Annotated in this window: 14 protein-coding genes; 9 read left to right on the top strand and 5 right to left on the bottom strand. The window is 48.7% G+C overall.

Going from position 1 to position 18001, the window contains the following annotated elements:
* Positions 1-165: 165 nt before the first annotated feature.
* Positions 166-678 (top strand): hypothetical protein, encoded by a 513-nt coding sequence (locus ACO0K4_RS07030; protein WP_422955921.1) that lies wholly within the window; start codon positions 166-168, stop codon positions 676-678.
* 257 nt (positions 679-935) lie between these two features.
* The gene (locus ACO0K4_RS07025; RefSeq protein ID WP_422955920.1) at positions 936-1193 is read left to right on the top strand and encodes a hypothetical protein; all 258 of its coding nucleotides are present in this window, start codon (positions 936-938) and stop codon (positions 1191-1193) included.
* 217 nt (positions 1194-1410) lie between these two features.
* Here ACO0K4_RS07025 and ACO0K4_RS07020 read toward each other — a convergent pair whose 3' ends face one another.
* On the bottom strand, positions 1411-3228 hold the full coding sequence (locus ACO0K4_RS07020) for an AMP-dependent synthetase/ligase (RefSeq protein WP_422955919.1): 1818 nt from the start codon (positions 3226-3228) through the stop codon (positions 1411-1413).
* A 497-nt stretch (positions 3229-3725) separates the two neighbouring features.
* Here ACO0K4_RS07020 and ACO0K4_RS07015 point away from each other — a divergent pair, with 497 nt between their 5' ends.
* A complete protein-coding gene (locus ACO0K4_RS07015; protein WP_422955918.1) occupies positions 3726-7013 on the top strand; it encodes an amidohydrolase family protein in 3288 nt (1095 codons plus the stop codon).
* Positions 7014-7167: 154 nt separating this feature from the next.
* Here ACO0K4_RS07015 and ACO0K4_RS07010 read toward each other — a convergent pair whose 3' ends face one another.
* On the bottom strand, positions 7168-7902 hold the full coding sequence (locus ACO0K4_RS07010) for a TonB family protein (RefSeq protein WP_422955917.1): 735 nt from the start codon (positions 7900-7902) through the stop codon (positions 7168-7170).
* Between the two features lie 588 nt (positions 7903-8490).
* Between ACO0K4_RS07010 and ribBA the strand changes: the two genes are divergently transcribed.
* From ribBA to ACO0K4_RS06990, 4 genes are all read left to right on the top strand, one after another.
* Complete coding sequence (gene ribBA / locus ACO0K4_RS07005) at positions 8491-9597, top strand: bifunctional 3,4-dihydroxy-2-butanone-4-phosphate synthase/GTP cyclohydrolase II (protein ID WP_422955916.1); 1107 nt, start codon at positions 8491-8493, stop codon at positions 9595-9597.
* A gap of 120 nt (positions 9598-9717) precedes the next feature.
* The gene (gene ribH, locus ACO0K4_RS07000; RefSeq protein ID WP_422955915.1) at positions 9718-10215 is read left to right on the top strand and encodes a 6,7-dimethyl-8-ribityllumazine synthase; all 498 of its coding nucleotides are present in this window, start codon (positions 9718-9720) and stop codon (positions 10213-10215) included.
* Positions 10216-10244: 29 nt separating this feature from the next.
* A complete protein-coding gene (gene nusB / locus ACO0K4_RS06995; protein WP_422955914.1) occupies positions 10245-10709 on the top strand; it encodes a transcription antitermination factor NusB in 465 nt (154 codons plus the stop codon).
* A 191-nt stretch (positions 10710-10900) separates the two neighbouring features.
* The gene (locus ACO0K4_RS06990) at positions 10901-12073 is read left to right on the top strand and encodes a pyridoxal phosphate-dependent aminotransferase (protein WP_422955913.1); all 1173 of its coding nucleotides are present in this window, start codon (positions 10901-10903) and stop codon (positions 12071-12073) included.
* A gap of 104 nt (positions 12074-12177) precedes the next feature.
* On the opposite strand, the gene ACO0K4_RS06985 is transcribed toward ACO0K4_RS06990, so the two are convergent.
* On the bottom strand, positions 12178-12564 hold the full coding sequence (locus ACO0K4_RS06985; RefSeq protein ID WP_422955912.1) for a DUF3224 domain-containing protein: 387 nt from the start codon (positions 12562-12564) through the stop codon (positions 12178-12180).
* A gap of 601 nt (positions 12565-13165) precedes the next feature.
* Between ACO0K4_RS06985 and ACO0K4_RS06980 the strand changes: the two genes are divergently transcribed.
* Positions 13166-14074 (top strand): LysR substrate-binding domain-containing protein, encoded by a 909-nt coding sequence (locus tag ACO0K4_RS06980; protein WP_422955911.1) that lies wholly within the window; start codon positions 13166-13168, stop codon positions 14072-14074.
* 94 nt (positions 14075-14168) lie between these two features.
* Here the strand turns inward: ACO0K4_RS06980 and ACO0K4_RS06975 are convergent, their stop codons facing one another.
* Positions 14169-15113, bottom strand: coding sequence for a transglycosylase SLT domain-containing protein (locus ACO0K4_RS06975; RefSeq protein WP_422955910.1), 945 nt, complete (start codon positions 15111-15113; stop codon positions 14169-14171).
* A 494-nt stretch (positions 15114-15607) separates the two neighbouring features.
* On the opposite strand from ACO0K4_RS06975, the gene ubiD reads away from it, so the two are divergent.
* The gene (gene ubiD, locus ACO0K4_RS06970) at positions 15608-17092 is read left to right on the top strand and encodes a 4-hydroxy-3-polyprenylbenzoate decarboxylase (protein WP_422955909.1); all 1485 of its coding nucleotides are present in this window, start codon (positions 15608-15610) and stop codon (positions 17090-17092) included.
* Between the two features lie 334 nt (positions 17093-17426).
* Here ubiD and ACO0K4_RS06965 read toward each other — a convergent pair whose 3' ends face one another.
* Positions 17427-17999: a hypothetical protein gene (locus ACO0K4_RS06965; RefSeq protein WP_422955908.1), complete on the bottom strand. Its 573-nt coding sequence runs from the start codon at positions 17997-17999 to the stop codon at positions 17427-17429.
* Between the last annotated feature and the right edge of the window lie 2 nt (positions 18000-18001).

The following is an 18001-nucleotide window of genomic DNA, read 5'->3' as shown; positions in this document are numbered from 1 at the left end:
TGCGCAGCGACAGTTTGCTAACTATGTCGAGTTTTTAGCACCAACTTTGGCGATGCTGAACTAAGTCTGTATGAGAAGCGAATTGGCTTTTTATCCTTTCCTCATTTTGCATTGCCAATAAAAAACTGAATAAGCAGAAATCACAATATTTTATGGGGTTAAATTATGTCAACCGTTCAAACAACCAATATCAACGTTAACATTATCAATTTTCAAGAAGCCTATACCTCTCTGGGGATGGGAACTATTCCAGCAGGTACTAGCGTAGCGAATGGTGTCGCTGCCATCGAAAAAGCATTGATTGCCAATCTGATGTCCAAATGGCCTGCAAGTTACCCGGCATCCGAGCCGAATCAAGTGGACGACGGCATTATGGAACCCTGGAGTAGTAATGTTGCCGGTACCGCACCGGTATGTCTGGTGAACCAAATTACTACAGATTTTAATAGCTGGCAGCTTCCGTATAACAGCGATCTCCTGATGCAGATGGGGAATGAAATTACTACCGAGATTGCTGCTAACGGAGGGCAGACAGGATATTTTTATGGACAAACCTCTCTGGCAGGTAGCGAGAAAATATACTGGGGCGTCGCTTACGCCACGGCGGTTGTCATTGGTCCGCCAAGTAATGCTACCGGTGTGATTTATGCTTTTTCTGCGGTTCTGGGACTTAACTGATGATGGGATATCTGACCCTTTGAAAGGTAGATTTTTTTCTAAAAATCGAATCCAGTCAACAGGTAGTCAATCTTCTGATCAGTAGTCTTTACGATTACGATAAACCGAGATAATCAAAGCGTATCAAATACTTCCTTTTTTTGTAAAACTTGTTAGCCAAAAGTCGTTGGCAGGAAGATTTTTTCTCTTTGTTTTTTTCGGACAACCTCAACATTTTTTTCGTCACACAAGACGGTTAAACAGAAAAGAGAATTGAAATGAACAATTTACCAACTCAAGCATTACCAGTACAACGCTCAACCGGTGTTGCCAGTGTTAACAATATGATTGGTGCTGACGGCTATGGCGGTATTCTGGCGGCGGCATGCGGTCCTGGTGCAGTCGGTCAGGGACAATGCTTCGACCAGAACGGCCCAATCGGTGGACCAACCGCTTTTAATTGTGCAGCTTGTTGCGCTCTGCGTACGTCGACACACTGGCAAAATGCTGCCGGAGCGTTCGCAATCTGTCATTGAGAAAACATCAAGTACATCCGGAGTGATAGACGTAAGAACTGGAAGTACTTGATGCCACTGAACAGGCCGGTTCGGAAATTCGCCTGTATGCGTTTACATAGTCTTAATGGCAGTGACAAAAGAGTTGCGATCGAAAGTCATCTGCTCTAACTCGCCTTAGAGTTTCAGCGACTATCGTAATAGTGTTGATGATTCTGTTTGTGTGCCCTGACATTTTTTACTTTGGTTTGCGTGAGTAAATATCTTTGATACTTTCTTCAAAATGACTCGCCAGGTTGTTACGTTTGAGCTTGAGCGTTGGTGTGATCAGTGTGTTTTCTATGGTCCATGGTTCCAGGCTCAGAATTGCCGCTTTTGGCTGAGCATAATAGGGGAAGGACGCTGTCAATCCACGTATGCGTTTGACTACGGTGTCAACCGCCTTAGGTGATTGCAGGCTTTTGCTGTCGTCAGGATTTAGGCCTGATGAATTTGCCAGTTCGATCCAGTAACGCTGATTGAGAACGACGGCGCAGCTGATGAAAGGGTGATTTTCTCCAAAGGCATACGCTTGTTCAAATACGGAGTCGTTGGTGATTGCCAGCTCCAGATCGACCGGAGCGATTTTTTCGCCAGTGGAGGTCACGATGATTTCTTTCACGCGTCCCAAAATGCGTACCCGGCCGGACTCTATGGCGGCTTGATCCCCTGTGCGCAGCCAGCCGTCGATGAAGGTTTTTGCGGTGTCTTCATCACGCTTCCAGTAACCACGCATGACATTCGGGCCTTTTACCAAAAGCTCGGCATTGTCGCCAATCTTGACTTCTACTTCTGCAACAGGGCGCCCGACTGTTGCCGGATCGTTGTCGTCCGGGGCATTAAACGCCACTACCGGTGCGGTCTCCGTCATGCCATATCCTTGAACAATCGGAATACCTAGTCCGAGGAAGCAATGTGAGATCGCCGACGATAATGCTGCACCGCCACTAACGGCAACCCGCAGGCGTCCACCGAACTGCATTTGTAATTTTTGCGCAATCAATTTGTCGAAGATGATCCAGGCACAGGCATCGATCGCGGCGTTGAGCGCACCATCCGATAAGCGACCCTGAGCGCGACAAAATCTGCGCCAGCCTACGCTCATTGCGGTATTGAATAACCAGGATTGTAGTTTTGATAAAGCGAGTTTATTTTGTATCGCACTGAAGACGCGTTCGTAAATTCTCGGTACAGAAATCAGGATGGTCGGACGTACTTCAAGCAAGTCCTGTGGCAGTTGTTTGGTCGAGCGCGAAAATGCCACACAGGCACCGGCGGCGATAGGCAGGTAGTAACCCGCAGTACGTTCAAATGTGTGAGAGAGCGGCAAAAAGGAGAGAAAAACATCGGTGATGACCGGTGCTACACGCTGTACGACAGCTTTAACATTTGACAGCACGTTTGCGTGGGTCAGCATCACGCCTTTTGGTTTGCCTGTGGTGCCGGATGTGTACACAAGTGCGGCAAGCTCATTCGCCGCCGGCGTTTGTGCTAAGGGCATATTATTGCTGCCGGATGCCAGCCAGTCGTCTAAACTTGTTACGGGAACTGATGATATGGCGACGACAGGTGTCGATGATTTTTCGAGGACGACGACCTGGCGCAATGCAGGTAAATCGAGACCTGCTGAAGCAATATCTGCCCACTGCTCTTCACTTGCTGCCATTAGAAACGAGGCGTCGCTATCGCTCAGGATGTAAGCAATGCTGGCGGGATTGTCGAGGGCATGCATAGGCACCGGCACATATGCAAGCGCGAGACTTGCCTGATCTATACAGACGGCATGCAGGCCGTTCGGTAGCAAGATCGCTATACGAGATCCTGACGCCAGATTTAACCCAGAAAGTGCTTTAATAAAACCGACTACGCGCTCGCTGGTTTGTTGCCAGGAATAGCTCTGCCATTGCGCATGGGCCTCATCGTATTGCCGATACGCTTCGGCATCAGGTGTTTGTTGCACGCGCCACGCAAATAATGCCGGCAAGGTCTGAAGCTCAGAAAGCGGAGTGTTTTGCATAGATAAATTTGAATTTGGCATAGGCTTGTCAGAAAGATGAATTGTATCGGGAGAGTAACAGCACCGCGCACAAGCAGCTACTCTAACAGTTCGCTACGCATCGGTATTGCGCATAGTTAAATGGAATGCTGGCAGAACAGGTGGATTAGATTTTTAGTAGCGCCTTGATAGCGACAGATTCACCACAGATTCGAGATAGATTCACCATAGATTAAAAAGATTTATCAGGTTTAATAGAATTATCGTTGGTAGAAAGGGCTCGGCGCGAAACATTATGGTTTTTATTTCCTTCTGCCTGATTTATAGCAGTTCTGACTAGACTTTCGTCCTCCTTGAGGCAACAATCTGGGTTCGATTTATGCTGCGATGCTATTCGTTTAAAGCTGCTTGCATGTGTCACTGCATGCAATTGCGTGTAAGCGCAGAGCTTATTTATCTTCGCCTGCCAAACGATCAATATCAAAAGAAATCACTATCCCATATCTAACGGAGATCAGATGCAAACGCTCAAAAAAATACGCTTGTGCAGCGCTTTATTTCTCACTTTATGTAGCGCAGTATGCATCGGCGCAGAGGCCAGTAAAGACGTCGCGGATGCTAAGAAAAAATGGGATGTGAATGCGCCTGCCGGTACAGGTTCTACGGTCAATATTGATACCAGAACAGGTACCTGGATGAGTGTCGATGTGAGCCCTGACGGTAAGCAGATTGTTTTTGATCTTTTGGGTGATTTATATTTGTTGCCCATCGAGGGAGGCGACGCGAAGGCATTGACTCACAGCATCGCCTGGGAGATGCAGGCAAGGTTTTCGCCGGATGGTAAACAATTGACTTATATGTCTGATGCCGGTGGTGGCGACAATATCTGGATCATGAATGTGGACGGAACAAATGCCCATGCATTGACCAAAGAAGAGTTCCGCTTGCTCAATAATCCGGTATGGCATCCGAACGGCCAGTACATTGCTGCGCGTAAGCATTACACGGGTACCCGTTCGCTGGGATCTGGCGAAATCTGGTTGTATCACGTTGGCGGCGGCGCGGGAGTGCAGTTGAACGAGAAACCTAATTGGCAGAAAGACCTGGGTGAGCCTGCATTCTCTCCTGATGGTCGCTACGTTTATTACTCTCAGGATACGACGTCGGGTAATTCATTCGAGTACAACAAAAACTCGAATGCACAGATTTATCAGATTTTTCGTAAAGATTTAAAAGACGGTAAGACCAAGGCTTTTGTCAGCGGCCCTGGCGGTGCGGTGCGTCCAACACCATCGCCAGATGGTAAATATCTGGCGTTTGTGCGCAGAATACGCAACCAGAGCACTTTGTTCCTGAAGGATCTAGAGACCGGCGAAGAGAAGGTCGCATGGAGCGAGTTAGAACGTGATATGCAGGAGACTTGGGCAGTGCACGGTGTGTATCCGTCGATTAGCTGGCTACCCGGAAGTAAGCAATTAGTGGTCTGGGCAAAGGGTAAGCTCTGGCGTGTTGATCCATTTGCCAAGTCTTCTAAGGAAATCGCATTCCACGTAAAAGATACCAGGGAGATTCGTCCTGCGTTACGGTTCGACACCGCAGTAGCACCGGATAAATTTGATGTGCATCAATTACGATGGGTGAATGTCTCGCCACAAGGCGATAAAGTCGTGTACTCGGCGCTGGGGCAACTGTATATCCGTGATCTGCCAAACGGTACGCCGCAACGGCTGACTAAGCAGCAGGATCATTTTGAGTTCTTTCCGTATTTTTCACGTGATGGACGTAGCATTGTCTTCACCACCTGGGATGATGAAAAGCTGGGATCAGTCCGCAGTATTGATATTCGCAGCGGTCAGGAAACCGTTTTGACGAAGAAGCCGGGAAAATACCTGTCACCACAATTCTCTCCCGATGGCAAGCAAGTGACCTATGAAAAGTCGCGTGGTGGTTATCTGACCTCGCCATGGCATGGGCTGGAAACAGGTGTCTTTATTGTGAATGCTGACGGCAAATCAGCACCGCGCCTGCTCACTGATGACGGATCTGCGCCGCAATTTGGTAAAGATAATGATGTCGTTTATGTGTCTAGGATGCAGCGCTCCGGCGAGGTCGATTGGAGTACTTCGCTGGTCAGGATCGATATCAATAAAAACGAAGAGCAAGCAGTCGCCAAAGGCGAATTCACCAGTGAGTTCAGTATTTCTCCGGATGGTAACTGGCTGGCGTTTGGTGAGCGTTTTCATACGTTCGTCACACCCTTGCCGATGGCAGGGAAGCCGGTGACTATCGGGCAAAAAATGGATGGACTGCCTGTCAGACAATTGGATGTGAACGCGGGTGACTATGTGCATTGGTCCGGCGACAGCAGCAAGATTCATTTTGCGCTCGGCGATGAATTATTTAGTACCGAATTAAAAAACGCCTTCACGTTTTTACCGGGCTCACCAAAAGAAATCAGCAAGCCTGCAGAGACCGGTCTAAAAATTGGTTTTCAAGAAAAAGCCAATAAACCTATTGCAACGACCGTCATTTCAGGTGCGCGCATTGTGACCATGAAGGGAGATGAAGTCATTGATAACGGCCGCATCGTCATCAAGGAAAACCGGATTGTCGCCGTTGGCAGTGCCGCTGATATTGCAGTGCCGTCTGGCGCGACGCAGATTGACGCGGCAGGTAAAACCATTATCCCGGGCATTGTGGATGTGCACTGGCATGGGGGTATGGGCGAGAGTGAAATTATCCCTCAGCAAAGCTGGATTAACTATGCCTCGCTGGCATTTGGTGTTACGACTTTGCATGATCCGTCGAACGACACTTCAGAGATTTTTAGCCAGAGTGAATTGCAGCGCGCTGGCAAAATTGTCGGTCCGCGAATTTTCTCAACCGGGACGATTTTATATGGTGCCAAGGCAAACATCAGTGCCGTAGTTAATAATCTGGATGATGCCCTAACACATCTGAAGCGCCTGAAAGCGGCGGGTGCGATTTCGGTGAAAAGCTATAACCAACCGCGCCGCGAGCAGCGTCAGCAGGTTTTGGAAGCAGCGCGTCAGACCGGCATGATGGTCGTGCCGGAAGGCGGCTCCCTGTTTCAGCACAATATGAGTATGGTGATTGATGGCCATACCGGGATTGAGCATGCGATTCCCGTTGCGAATGCCTACGATGATGTGAAGCAGTTATGGTCGCAAACGAAGGTCGGCTACACACCGACGCTGATCGTTGGCTACGGTGGTCTGGATGGTGAACATTACTGGTATGCGCGTACCGATGTCTGGAAGCACCCGCTTTTGTCGCGCTATGTTCCGCGTACTGTGCTTGAGTCACGCAGCGTCAGGCGTGAGACGGCTCCTGAAGAAGATTTCAACGTCTTTAATGTTGCAAAGACGGCGACCGAGTTGCAGCGTGCAGGCGTGCCAGTCAATCTCGGGGCGCACGGTCAGCGTGAGGGCCTGGGTGCGCATTGGGAAATGTGGACACTGGCGCGTGGCGGTATGAGTTCGCTCGAAGCGATCCGTGTCGCGACGCTGAACGGTGCAAAATACTTGGGTATGGATAAAGATATTGGCTCACTGGAGTCCGGTAAGCTGGCCGATCTGGTGATTATCGACGGTGATGTATTGAAAGATATACGTCAATCCGACAAGATATCCCATGTGATGCTGAATGGCCGTTTGTATGACTCGGCAACGATGAATGAAGTCGGTGCGACGCCTAAAGCCCGCAAGCCGTTTTTCTTCGAAGGAAAAGATGGAGCAGGTATGCCCGTCGACACATCAGCGCATGCTGACGGGCACGGGCATTGATGCAATAAGTTTTGATATCGATGTGGCAGGCTTGGTTTTTGCCGCTTCGATGATAAACGGAAGAATAAAAAAGCCGCAATCTGCGGCTTTTTTATTGGAATGAATTTCCAGATGATGTCGTTATTTTGTTACCTGAATGAGTTACCTAAATTAATCAGTTTTCCTGCTTGAAATTGAATTCTAAAATCTTGGTTTGCGGGCTGGATATCGGAGCGTATTTCCATTGCGTCACCGCTGCAATGACTTCAGGAGGGAAGTGTTTGGCTGGCTTTGCCTGAAGAATATCCACACTGGATACTTTGCCGTCCGTTTCAATGTGAAGGCGGGCGCTGACCGTACCTTCAACGATGCCGAGTTTCTCCGCACTTTTAGGAAAACGTGGTTGCACGCTGGACAGTAGTTTGAGTGTGACAGGCTCCGGTGCTGGAGCTGGCTTAGGTGCTGCAACCGCAACGATAGGTGCCGCTGCAGGGACTTCGACCGCTTTTTGTACAACCGCTGGTGTCTGCGCGATTGTTGTTGCTGCCGCCTTGACTGAATCGCGGGAGTTGATGGCCGTTTTTGCCGCCAGTGCTTTGGCTTCTGCCGCTAGTTTGGCATCCTTAGCGTCTTTTGCCTGCTTTTCTTCTAATGCGATCTGGGCGGCAGTTTTGGTCGATGCCTGATCCATCCATTTAGTAACGTCAGCGGTTTCTTCGGTATGTCGTATCGCATTTTTGACCAGGCCTGTTGGTTGCGATGAGATGGGTTCGGCGGCTGCGGGAGGCGTGCTTGCTGCCTCTTCGCGCGGAGATGCTTTCTGGCATGCAGTAATGAACATGCTGATACAAAATAAATTGAACAGCAGAACACAAAATTTTCTTATTTCGTTTTGTACTACCTTATTCATAGCGCCCCTCATGAAAAACGGATAACAGCAGATAACTAAAACCAAGTTCCAAACACAACCAGTTCCGCACTGAAATAATGCGAAGAACAAAAAATCGCCCCATTAAAATGCGCCATCACATTGCCACAAGCTAAGATTACCACTCAAAATGTTTCAAAGTGTAAATATTAATGCTGACACGACTAAGCCCGTTTAGCAATATCCAGATTACAAAAACCTCATTGGCCGCATGCCTGCATGAGCGAGGTAACGAGTCCTTATAATACTTGCCATGCAGGAACTGTGCCAAATTCTTCTATCTACTCTTTTGCATGTTTATTCGTGGTGTAAATGTAAATTTTTCATTCAATTCGCAGAATTTTTTGATTTGACTGGAGTAATTTTGAGCAAACTCAGTCCGGTATTCTCAATTGCCATCCTGTATGGTGAGCTAAATCCATTACAATAGAGGGTTACATATATACAGTCGCATAAAAAATTACTGAGAACTGCTAAAAATGGATGTCCGGCATGTCGTACGGATCACGAGTTGTTAGAAGTTTCTGTCAATTCAGCTGCGATGAGCCGTACACCGCCTAGGAAATCCTCATGAGCATGTCAAATACCCAAGAAATCGTTGAAGAATTGCGCGCTGGTCGCATGGTAATACTGGTCGATGAAGAAGACCGCGAAAACGAAGGCGATCTGGTGTTGGCTGCCGAGTTTGTAACGCCGGAAGCGATTAATTTTATGGCGAAGTTCGGTCGTGGCCTGATTTGCCTGACGCTGACAGAAGAGCGTTGCGATGAGTTGAATCTGGCAATGATGTCGAGCCGTAACGGCACTGCCTACGGAACGAATTTCACGGTATCTATTGAGGCGGCAGAGGGGGTAACTACCGGTATTTCGGCAGCAGATCGTGCACGCACTATCCAAGTCGCGGTAGATAAAAAAATGACGGCAAATGACATCGTTCAGCCTGGTCATATCTTCCCCCTGAAGGCGCAAAAAGGTGGCGTGCTGATGCGTGCCGGTCATACCGAGGCAGGTTGTGATCTGGCTGATCTGGCTGGCTTGACTCCGGCAGCGGTGATCTGCGAGATCATGAAGGACGATGGGACCATGGCGCGTTTGCCGGATTTAATGGAGTTTGCCAGAGAACACGGATTGAAAATTGGTACGATCGCGGACTTGATCCACTACCGTAGCCAGACGGAGAGTATTGTCGAACGCGTTGCCGAGCGTGAAATGCAAACTGTCCACGGCAGCTTTAATGCCGTTGTCTATCGTGATAAGCCAAGTGGCTCCGCGCATCTGGCTCTGGTGCATGGTCACATTACACGCGATAAAGAAGCATTGGTGCGGGTGCATCAGCCAGTCTCGATACTCGATTTGCTGGAAAGTAAAATTACCACGCACTCATGGAATGTCGCTGCGGCGATGGCCGCAGTGCAAGCCTCTGACTCGGGCGTTATTGTCTTGCTGAATTGTGAAGAAACGGCGGAGCAGATGTTTGATCAGTTCAAAGCACTGAACACGCCGGATGCACGCCCGCAAGGCCGTGCTGCGCGTATGGATTTGCGTAACTATGGTATCGGCGCACAGATTTTGAAAGATGTCGGAGTTGGTCGCATGAAGCTGCTGGCGAATCCGAGAAAAATGCCCTCCATGACGGGCTTTGATCTTGAGGTAGTCGGTTATATGGACAAGCCTTGATTCAGCCAGTCAGGATGAATCAACGCCAATCAGAACTAATGTAAAAAATATCCGGGTGTCAGTTTGTCGCCCATACTTGAATAATGACATAGCAGCGCACAAGCGCAAAAAGGGAAGATCATGACGGTAGGACATTACGAATCAAATCTGGACGGCGCTGGTGTGCGCGTAGGTATTGTGCAGGCCCGCTTTAACGAAACAGTGGGTAACGGCTTGTTATCCGCTTGCCTGGCTGAACTGACGCGTCTGGGTGTATTGAACGAAGATATTTTGCACGTCACCGTTCCTGGCGCACTGGAAGTGCCGCTTGCATTGCAAAAGCTGGCTGAGACAAACCAGTTTGATGCGCTGATTGCCCTGGGTGCAGTGATTCGCGGCGAGACCTATCATTTTGAGCTGGTTTCCAATGAGTCCGGTGCTGGCATTACACGCGTAGGTCTGGATAGCGGTATCCCGATTGCGAATGCGATTCTGACCACAGAGAATGATGCGCAAGCTGAAGTCCGTATGGCGGAGAAGGGTGCCGATGCTGCTCGTGTTGCCGTTGAGATGGCAAACCTGACACTGGCACTGGAAGAACTGGCCGAAGCCACTGAAGATACGGGTTACGACGCGTAAGAGCACCACCCAATTAAGTAGAGATGACTATGACGAACAAAACCCTACACGCTAATCCGAGCAAAAGCCGCTCGCCCAGACATCGTGCGCGCGAATTCGCCTTACAAGGTTTATACCAGTGGCTGTTGAATAACGAAGATTCAGGTGTAATCGACGCTCACATTCGTGAGGCGCATGGCTTTGATAAAGCGGATCGTGAGCATTTTGATGCCTTGCTGCATGGTGCGATCAATCAGTCGATACAGTTGCGTGAAGAAATCACGCCTCTGATCGACCGTACGATAGCAGAGCTGTCGCCAATTGAGCACGCGGCTTTGCTGATTGGTGCTTACGAATTAAAACATCACATCGAAATTCCTTATCGCGTCGTGATCAATGAGGCTGTTGAATTGACCAAATCCTTTGGCGGTTTGGATGGACATAAATACGTGAATGGCGTGCTGGATAAATTGGCTGCGAAATTGCGTACAGCCGAAATCAGCGCCGGAAAATAATGAACGTGTTACTGAGGTTCTGATGGATATCAGATTCTGATGCGATGAACTACAGATGAACTACAGATAAGCCGTCTTATTTCTGCATGAAGTAAGGCGGTTTTTTTGTGTCTGGTTATTACCTGAATCGTGCCTGAATTTCGCTGGAATCTCGCAAACCTGTCAAACGACAACTACAGAAAAGTAAGCTCATGGAAAAAAATCTCGCCTCCCGCCTGGATAACATTGCTCCTTTTCATGTCATGGAGTTAGCCAAAATGGCGGCTGATCTTGAGGCGCAAGGGCGTCATATTATCCATATGGGAATCGGTGAGCCGGATTTTACTGCGCCGCAGATGGTCATTGATGCTGCCAGCAAAGCTATGGCAGACGGTCGCTTGCAATATACCTCTGCCCTTGGTGTGCCTGCCTTGCGTGAGGCGATTGCCCGGCATTATCTTGATACGTTTGGATTGGCAATCCCTGCCAGCCGCATCATTGTGACTGCAGGCGCATCCGCCGCATTATTGCTGGCGTGCGCTGCGCTGGTCGAACCCGGGGCAGAGGTTTTGATGCCAGATCCATGTTATCCGTGCAACCGCCATTTTGTCGCGGCATTTGAGGGTAAAGCACGTTTGATTGAGAGCGGTCCTCAGCAGCGCTTTCAGTTGTCCGATGCAATGGTGAATCAACACTGGAGTGGGGCAACTAAAGGTGTATTGCTGGCGTCACCCTCCAATCCGACGGGGACGTCGATCGATCACGACGAGCTTGCACGCATCATTGCAAGTGTCAAGGCGCGAGGTGGATTTACGATTGTGGATGAAATTTATCAGGGCTTGTCTTATGAAGGAGCGCCATTTTCGGCCTTATCTCTGGATGATGATGTGGTGGTGATCAACAGCTTTAGTAAATATTTCAATATGACTGGATGGCGTTTGGGCTGGCTGGTGGTGCCGGAGCGTGTCGTGCCGCATATTGAGAAACTTGCTCAGAACTTGTTTATATGTGCTTCATCCGTGGCGCAGCATGCAGCGATTGCCTGTTTTTCGCCAGAGGCCTCGGCTGTCTACGAAGAGCGTAAAGCAGAATTTAAGCGCAGGCGCGATTACATCGTCCCCGCTTTGACTGCTCTGGGTTTTGAGGTGCCCGTGATGCCGGACGGCGCGTTTTATGTGTATGCGGATTGCTCGCGTTTTTCGACTGATGCCGATCAGTTTACCCGCGATTTATTGCAAGAGGCCGGTGTCGTGATTGTACCCGGGCTGGATTTTGGCACCTCAGGTGCGCGGCGCTATGTCCGCATCTCGTATGCGACCTCGATGGAGAATTTGCAGGAGGCCGTGCGGCGTATCGCAGAGTTTGTATCACGGCCAGCTACATAAACTTGTAGTAAAAATCGTTGATGTAAATGTGTCCTTCATTTTATTGCGATGCTGCTGAGCCTGCCTTAAGTGGTTTTATTGGACTTAATTTGACTTAATTTGACTTAATCAAAGGTATATTCCAGCAGTACTTGAGATAACTGGCCATTGATGCCGCTCCAGGTGCTGCGGCCATGTCCTTTGATACCTGCTAGCTCACCCGTACCGGAACCGCTCAGCACGTTCAATGTGCTTTCTGACTTGCCGGACTTGATGCTGCCGACATGTTGCAAGATAAATCCACCGCGACGATTGCCGATCTTGCCGGTCAGATATTCCAGTCCGACGAAGTTTGCGGATTGCGATGTGGCAGAGAAGGTCAGGCATTCAAAACAAGATTCAGCCTCGATATCGCCTGCATAGCGATGTTTCACTTTGGACTGGGTAAGCCCGGTGAGCAGGTTGAATTTTTCGTCCATCCCTTTTAATTTGATCGTTCCTAAAGCAAGCATATTCTCCCTCATACTGTTAAACAACAGACAAATAGTGTGCAGACTTGATTCATCGACAGTCAGAATGTGAGCTGTGTTGTGCTGATGAAGAGTCAAGCCAGCGTGAATCAATCCGCTTATGGAAGACGAAGACACGCTGATTTTTCACCTTGTGGGTATCACTGAACTTGCCAAAGGGAACAATTGCCCGATAAGGCGACATGTCTTATTTGGTGGATCAGTGGGCTAATTATTACGGAAATTAAAAACAAATCGGCAGCAGGAAATTGGATCCTTTTGCCTAATGTTGTCATCCTGTAACAATTAGGTAACGAAGTATTTCAAAAATGCCATATCATGTCCACTCACAAATTCGCATACCTCATGTATTTTTGTTATAGGCTAAGGGTGAATTTAATTTGCCGATTCTTTTTGGTGGACAAACATTCAGGTGAAATGGCGATTAATTTTCAGGCAATATTTTTCTATATTATTTACATACTCCCCAATAAATTACATTGAAATGCCTTTATCGCGCTTGATGTTATGGTGTGTTGAAAAATACTTGGGTGAGTATATTAATATTGCTCTATTTGAATGTCGAATAAATAAGGAGTAAGAGATGATCCAGTTCCGACAAATCGAAGCTTTTCGTTGCCTGATGATTGCAGGTACCAGTGTTGGTGCCGCACGGAAAATGAACATCACGCAACCCGCGATTAGTCGTTTGATTGCCGATTTAGAAGAAACGCTCGGCTTCAGGTTGTTTAATCGCGACAAAGGGCGGCTGGAACCGACTTTGGCAGGTGTGCGTTTTTATAGTGCTGTCGAGGAAAATTTTCTTGGGCTGGAACGTTTGTCGCAGGTCGCCAGCAATATTCGCAATGAGGCACCGCAGGGCATCACGATTGCCTGCTTACCAATCTTGTCTTCCTCCATCTTGCCGCTGATCCTGCGCGAGTTCTTTAAATACCATCAGGATGTCCCCGTGACTGTCGACAGTTCAAATGCACCAGAAATCCTGGTGCGCTTACAGGATCAAAAAGTTGATATGGCGATTTGTATGGCGTTCCCGCCGCTGGCAGGGATAGAGCAAGAGATTTTCAAGGAAGCGAGTGTGATGTGCGCGATGCCAGTCGGCCATCATTTAACCAGCAAGGAAGTGATTGAGCCGATGGATCTCGATGGAGAAGACATCATCGGTTTTTTCCCTATCGTGTCGCAGAGTTATGAATTAGAAACCCTGAGGCTGAGTGAGGCAGGAAGCCGTCCGATCCATCGGGTCAAGACGCAAACCTCACATACACGCTACGCAATGGTTGCGAATGGTCTCGGCGTCTCGATTGTCGAACCGTTTGGCGCAAAGCTCTGGCTTAAGAATGGCGTCGTGGTACGTCCTTTTTCCAGCGATATCCGTCATCAATATGTATTGGCTTGCCCAAGCGGTGGCAAACGCTCTGAGCTGATGCATGATTTTCGTGAAGCGGTACTGAAGGTTGCGAAGGATTATGACTTTGGCGTTGAGCAATAAAAAAGCCGTCTGCTGATGCTGACGGCTTTTTCATGACCAGAACATCCCAGTTCCGGTGACTATGCTTAACTACTGATCGCAAGCTGCTTATAGCTTATAGCTTGGCAATTTGCTCAGGATGTGCAGGTTTCGATTCTGCTGCTTTTGCCTCGGTGACAGCATCGCTTTTAGGTGCTGGCGTGCTCTGTGGCGCTGGAGCAGGTGCTGATACGGGAGCAGAGGTGAATGTCGGTACATTTTTACCGGTGGCGACATCCTTCAGGCGACGGTATTCCGCCATCACACGTGAGCCATAGCCTGCATCGTTTTCAAAAGCGGCCGCACCTACGTAGAGTTTGAGACCTGCTTCAACCGAGCCGCCACGCAAGACATAATCTTTCAAAATCAATGCGCCGACCTTGATGTTTGCTACCGGATTTAGCGCTGCTTTGACGCCGCCCATTTCCTGAAACTTGTCGTGGTGAACCTTGGACATGACCTGCATCAGACCCTGAGCGCCTACGGGGCTCTCAGCAAAGGGGTTGAGACCAGATTCGATTGCCATCACGGACAAGATCAGTAGCGGATCCAGTTTGATTTCTTGTGCTGTCAGATAACTGGCTGATACCAGCATGTTCGTCGCATCGCTGGCGATGCGATAGCGTTTTGCCAGCCAGTTAGTAACCCATTGTTGCTGGCGCTGATTGCCCAGCATTTTGGCATCTTCTTCAGTCAGTTCAGTTGTTTTGGCAATATCTGATTGAGCGACTTGTTCTGGTGTTGCCATCAACATGGCCAGGCTCGGTGGCGCGGCTTGTTCTGCAACACTCTCTTCGATCGTGACGAACGGAGAAAGTTTTTTAAATTTTTCAACCAGATCTGGTTTGATAAACATCAGGCCGAGAACGAATATGGCCGAAATACCCAGCAACATCAGCAGATGGTGCATGGTAGTCATGAAGCCGCTGCGCGTATCGCGTGCTGCGATGGACAGTGCTGTGGTCTTGCTGGCGAGCAGAGTGCTGCCTTGTTGTACTGCTAAAATAAAACCTTGAAACATTTAACCTCCTGAACTTTCGTAGCGCTTGTCTGTTCAGTAAAGAACAACACGCAAATAAAAAACCACGAATCAGAAACATCGTCTCCGTCGCTGGCGCGATCAAAAAGACGCCGGAGTTATTTGTCTGTTGAGCTTTATGTAACTCAACTTAGGGTGGGAGATTCGTAATCTCGCTTGTGACAAACAACTATTTTCGGGTCAAGGCAGTCGCCTTTTGAAAACAATCCTTACAATGTTATGTGGGGCCCGATCCCCGTGAATGATGTTACCTTTTGGCGTTGCAATCTTTGTTCGACTGCGCCGGAGTTCTAGCCTCTTCATCAAGTTGGGCGAATTGTAGGGTCGGTTTTATATCAAGTCAATACTATAGAAATTGATTGTCATTACTTTTAAATCTAGAAATATCTGCTGCGTCGCAGCAAAGTATAATGAAATCAAGCACTTGCCGAATTTATTTGCTTTATTAAGTTCAAACTCATAAAAAGCTAAAAAACATGAAATATGCAGATTTACGGGATTTTATTTCTCAGCTTCAACAACAAAATGAATTAAAACAAATAGTTACGCCTGTTTCACCGTATCTGGAGATGACAGAGATCTGCGATCGCACCTTGCGTGCAGAAGGACCGGCGCTTTTATTTACCAAGCCAACTGGTCATTCAATACCGGTACTGGGCAATTTATTTGGTACGCCGCACCGGGTAGCAATGGGTATGGGAGCCGACAATATCAGCGAGCTGCGCAAGATCGGGCATGTGCTGTCGTCTTTAAAAGAGCCGGAACCACCGAAGGGTTTTAAAGATATTCTCGGGCTCGGCTCTCTCGTCAAAGCCGTATGGGACATGGCACCCAAAGAAGTGCGTGGTGCGAAGTGCCAGGAAATCGTCTGGGAAGGCAACGATGTCGATCTGGCGAAACTGCCGATCCAGCATTGCTGGCCGGGTGACGTGGCACCTTTAATTACCTGGGGTCTGGTGATTACCAAAGGCCCTTATAAGAAGCGCCAAAATCTGGGTATCTATAGACAGCAGGTCTTAGGTCGCAACAAGGTCATCATGCGCTGGCTCGCCCATCGTGGCGGCGCGCTGGATTTTCGTGAGCATGGCATTGTCAATAAAGGGCAGCCTTATCCGATTACTGTTGCACTCGGCGCTGATCCCGCGACCATTCTTGGTGCCGTCACACCAGTACCGGATAGCTTGTCGGAATATCAATTCGCAGGGCTCTTGCGCGGTAGCCGCACCGAACTGGTCAAAGCCATCGGCAGCGAGTTACGTGTACCTGCCAGTGCTGAGATTGTTCTGGAGGGCCATATATATCCCGACGAATCACATCCGACCGGCTATGAGCACGCGCTCGAAGGGCCGTATGGCGATCACACTGGTTACTATAATGAGCAAGACAGTTTTCCCGTGTTCACGATAGACCGTATCACTATGCGTCGTGATCCTATCTATCATTCAACTTATACGGGTAAGCCGCCGGATGAGCCTGCCGTGCTCGGTGTTGCGCTCAACGAAGTCTTTATCCCTTTGCTGCAAAAACAGTTTAGCGAAATTACTGATTTCTATTTGCCGCCCGAGGGCTGCAGCTATCGCATGGCCGTAGTGCAGATCAAAAAAGCCTATGCAGGCCATGCCAAGCGCGTCATGTTTGGTGTCTGGAGCTTTTTACGCCAGTTCATGTATACCAAATTCATTATCGTCGTTGACGAGGATGTGAATATCCGCGACTGGAAAGAAGTGATCTGGGCGATTACTACCCGCGTCGATCCGTTGCGTGACACCACGCTAGTCGATAATACGCCAATCGACTATCTGGACTTTGCCTCGCCAGTCAGCGGTCTGGGCAGCAAAATGGGTTTGGATGCGACCAATAAATGGCCGGGTGAAACCAGCCGCGAGTGGGGGACAACGATCCAGATGACGCCAGAAGTCAAGGCGCGCGTTGATGCGATCTGGCAGGAGTTAGGTATCTAGTAGTTAAATACGATCTATATAGTATTTTAGGACTGACGCAAAGCGGAGAGCTACAGACGGTCATTCAGATGGCATTGGAAATTGGCAGGCCAGATGAAAAAGCTCAAGATGGCCCTTAAAACACTGGCACAGAGGTGCAGAAGTTGAACTGGTACAGAGAACATCAGAATATCTGTGAATTACTGCTTTTCTCTGCCTCTGTTGTTCCTCTGTGTCTCCGTGTCTCTGTGGTGAGGGGTTTTAGTTGTTGTGTGAGCTCTATATTTAAGCAGCCTACCCCATCAAATCGGCCAGCTCATGCAAAACACTCCGTTCAATGATCCGGGATTGTCTATCAGTGCCGGATCAAAGAGCTACCCAAGCCCTGCAAAGGACCCAGAGGATTTTTTTCATCCTCTAATTGCTGGATATTGGATTTGCCGCTCCAGAGCGTATACATCACCACATCGTTCTGAATAATGATCAGCGCGGTGAATTGCCAGCCAGTGATCTCTACCTTGCGCTCAAAATTCAGAAAATCTTTAAAAAAACTTCCATAGCGTTTTTTATCCAGATGTTTCTCTTCAATCTCATACGCGTAGCATGCGGTATGCGCAGCAAGGCAGGTGCGTACCTTGGGTGGAATCAGGTTGCTAGTCGACGATTCACTGGCAAACAGGCGACGACTGATATCCGCATGATTGAGCAGGGCGATATTGGGTGAGACTTTAGGATTGATACCCCGGCGGTGCAGGTCGGCCAAGGTGGTTTTTTCGGAGATAATATTGGCAAATTCCTGCTCGCCGACCTGATAAGTCGCCCAGGGCAGATCCGAGCTTTGCTTAGAATTAGGTAACAAAGATTCGCAGGCACTCAGACTCAAGGCAATGAATGCAATGCTGACGAAATGATATGTGCGAGATGCCATCG

The organism is Undibacterium sp. RuTC16W (assembly GCF_049339445.1).
In the GTDB taxonomy this organism is placed as follows: domain Bacteria; phylum Pseudomonadota; class Gammaproteobacteria; order Burkholderiales; family Burkholderiaceae_D; genus Undibacterium.
Note: the sequence above shows the minus strand (reverse complement) of the source record. Positions and strands in the feature narration are given on the sequence as shown.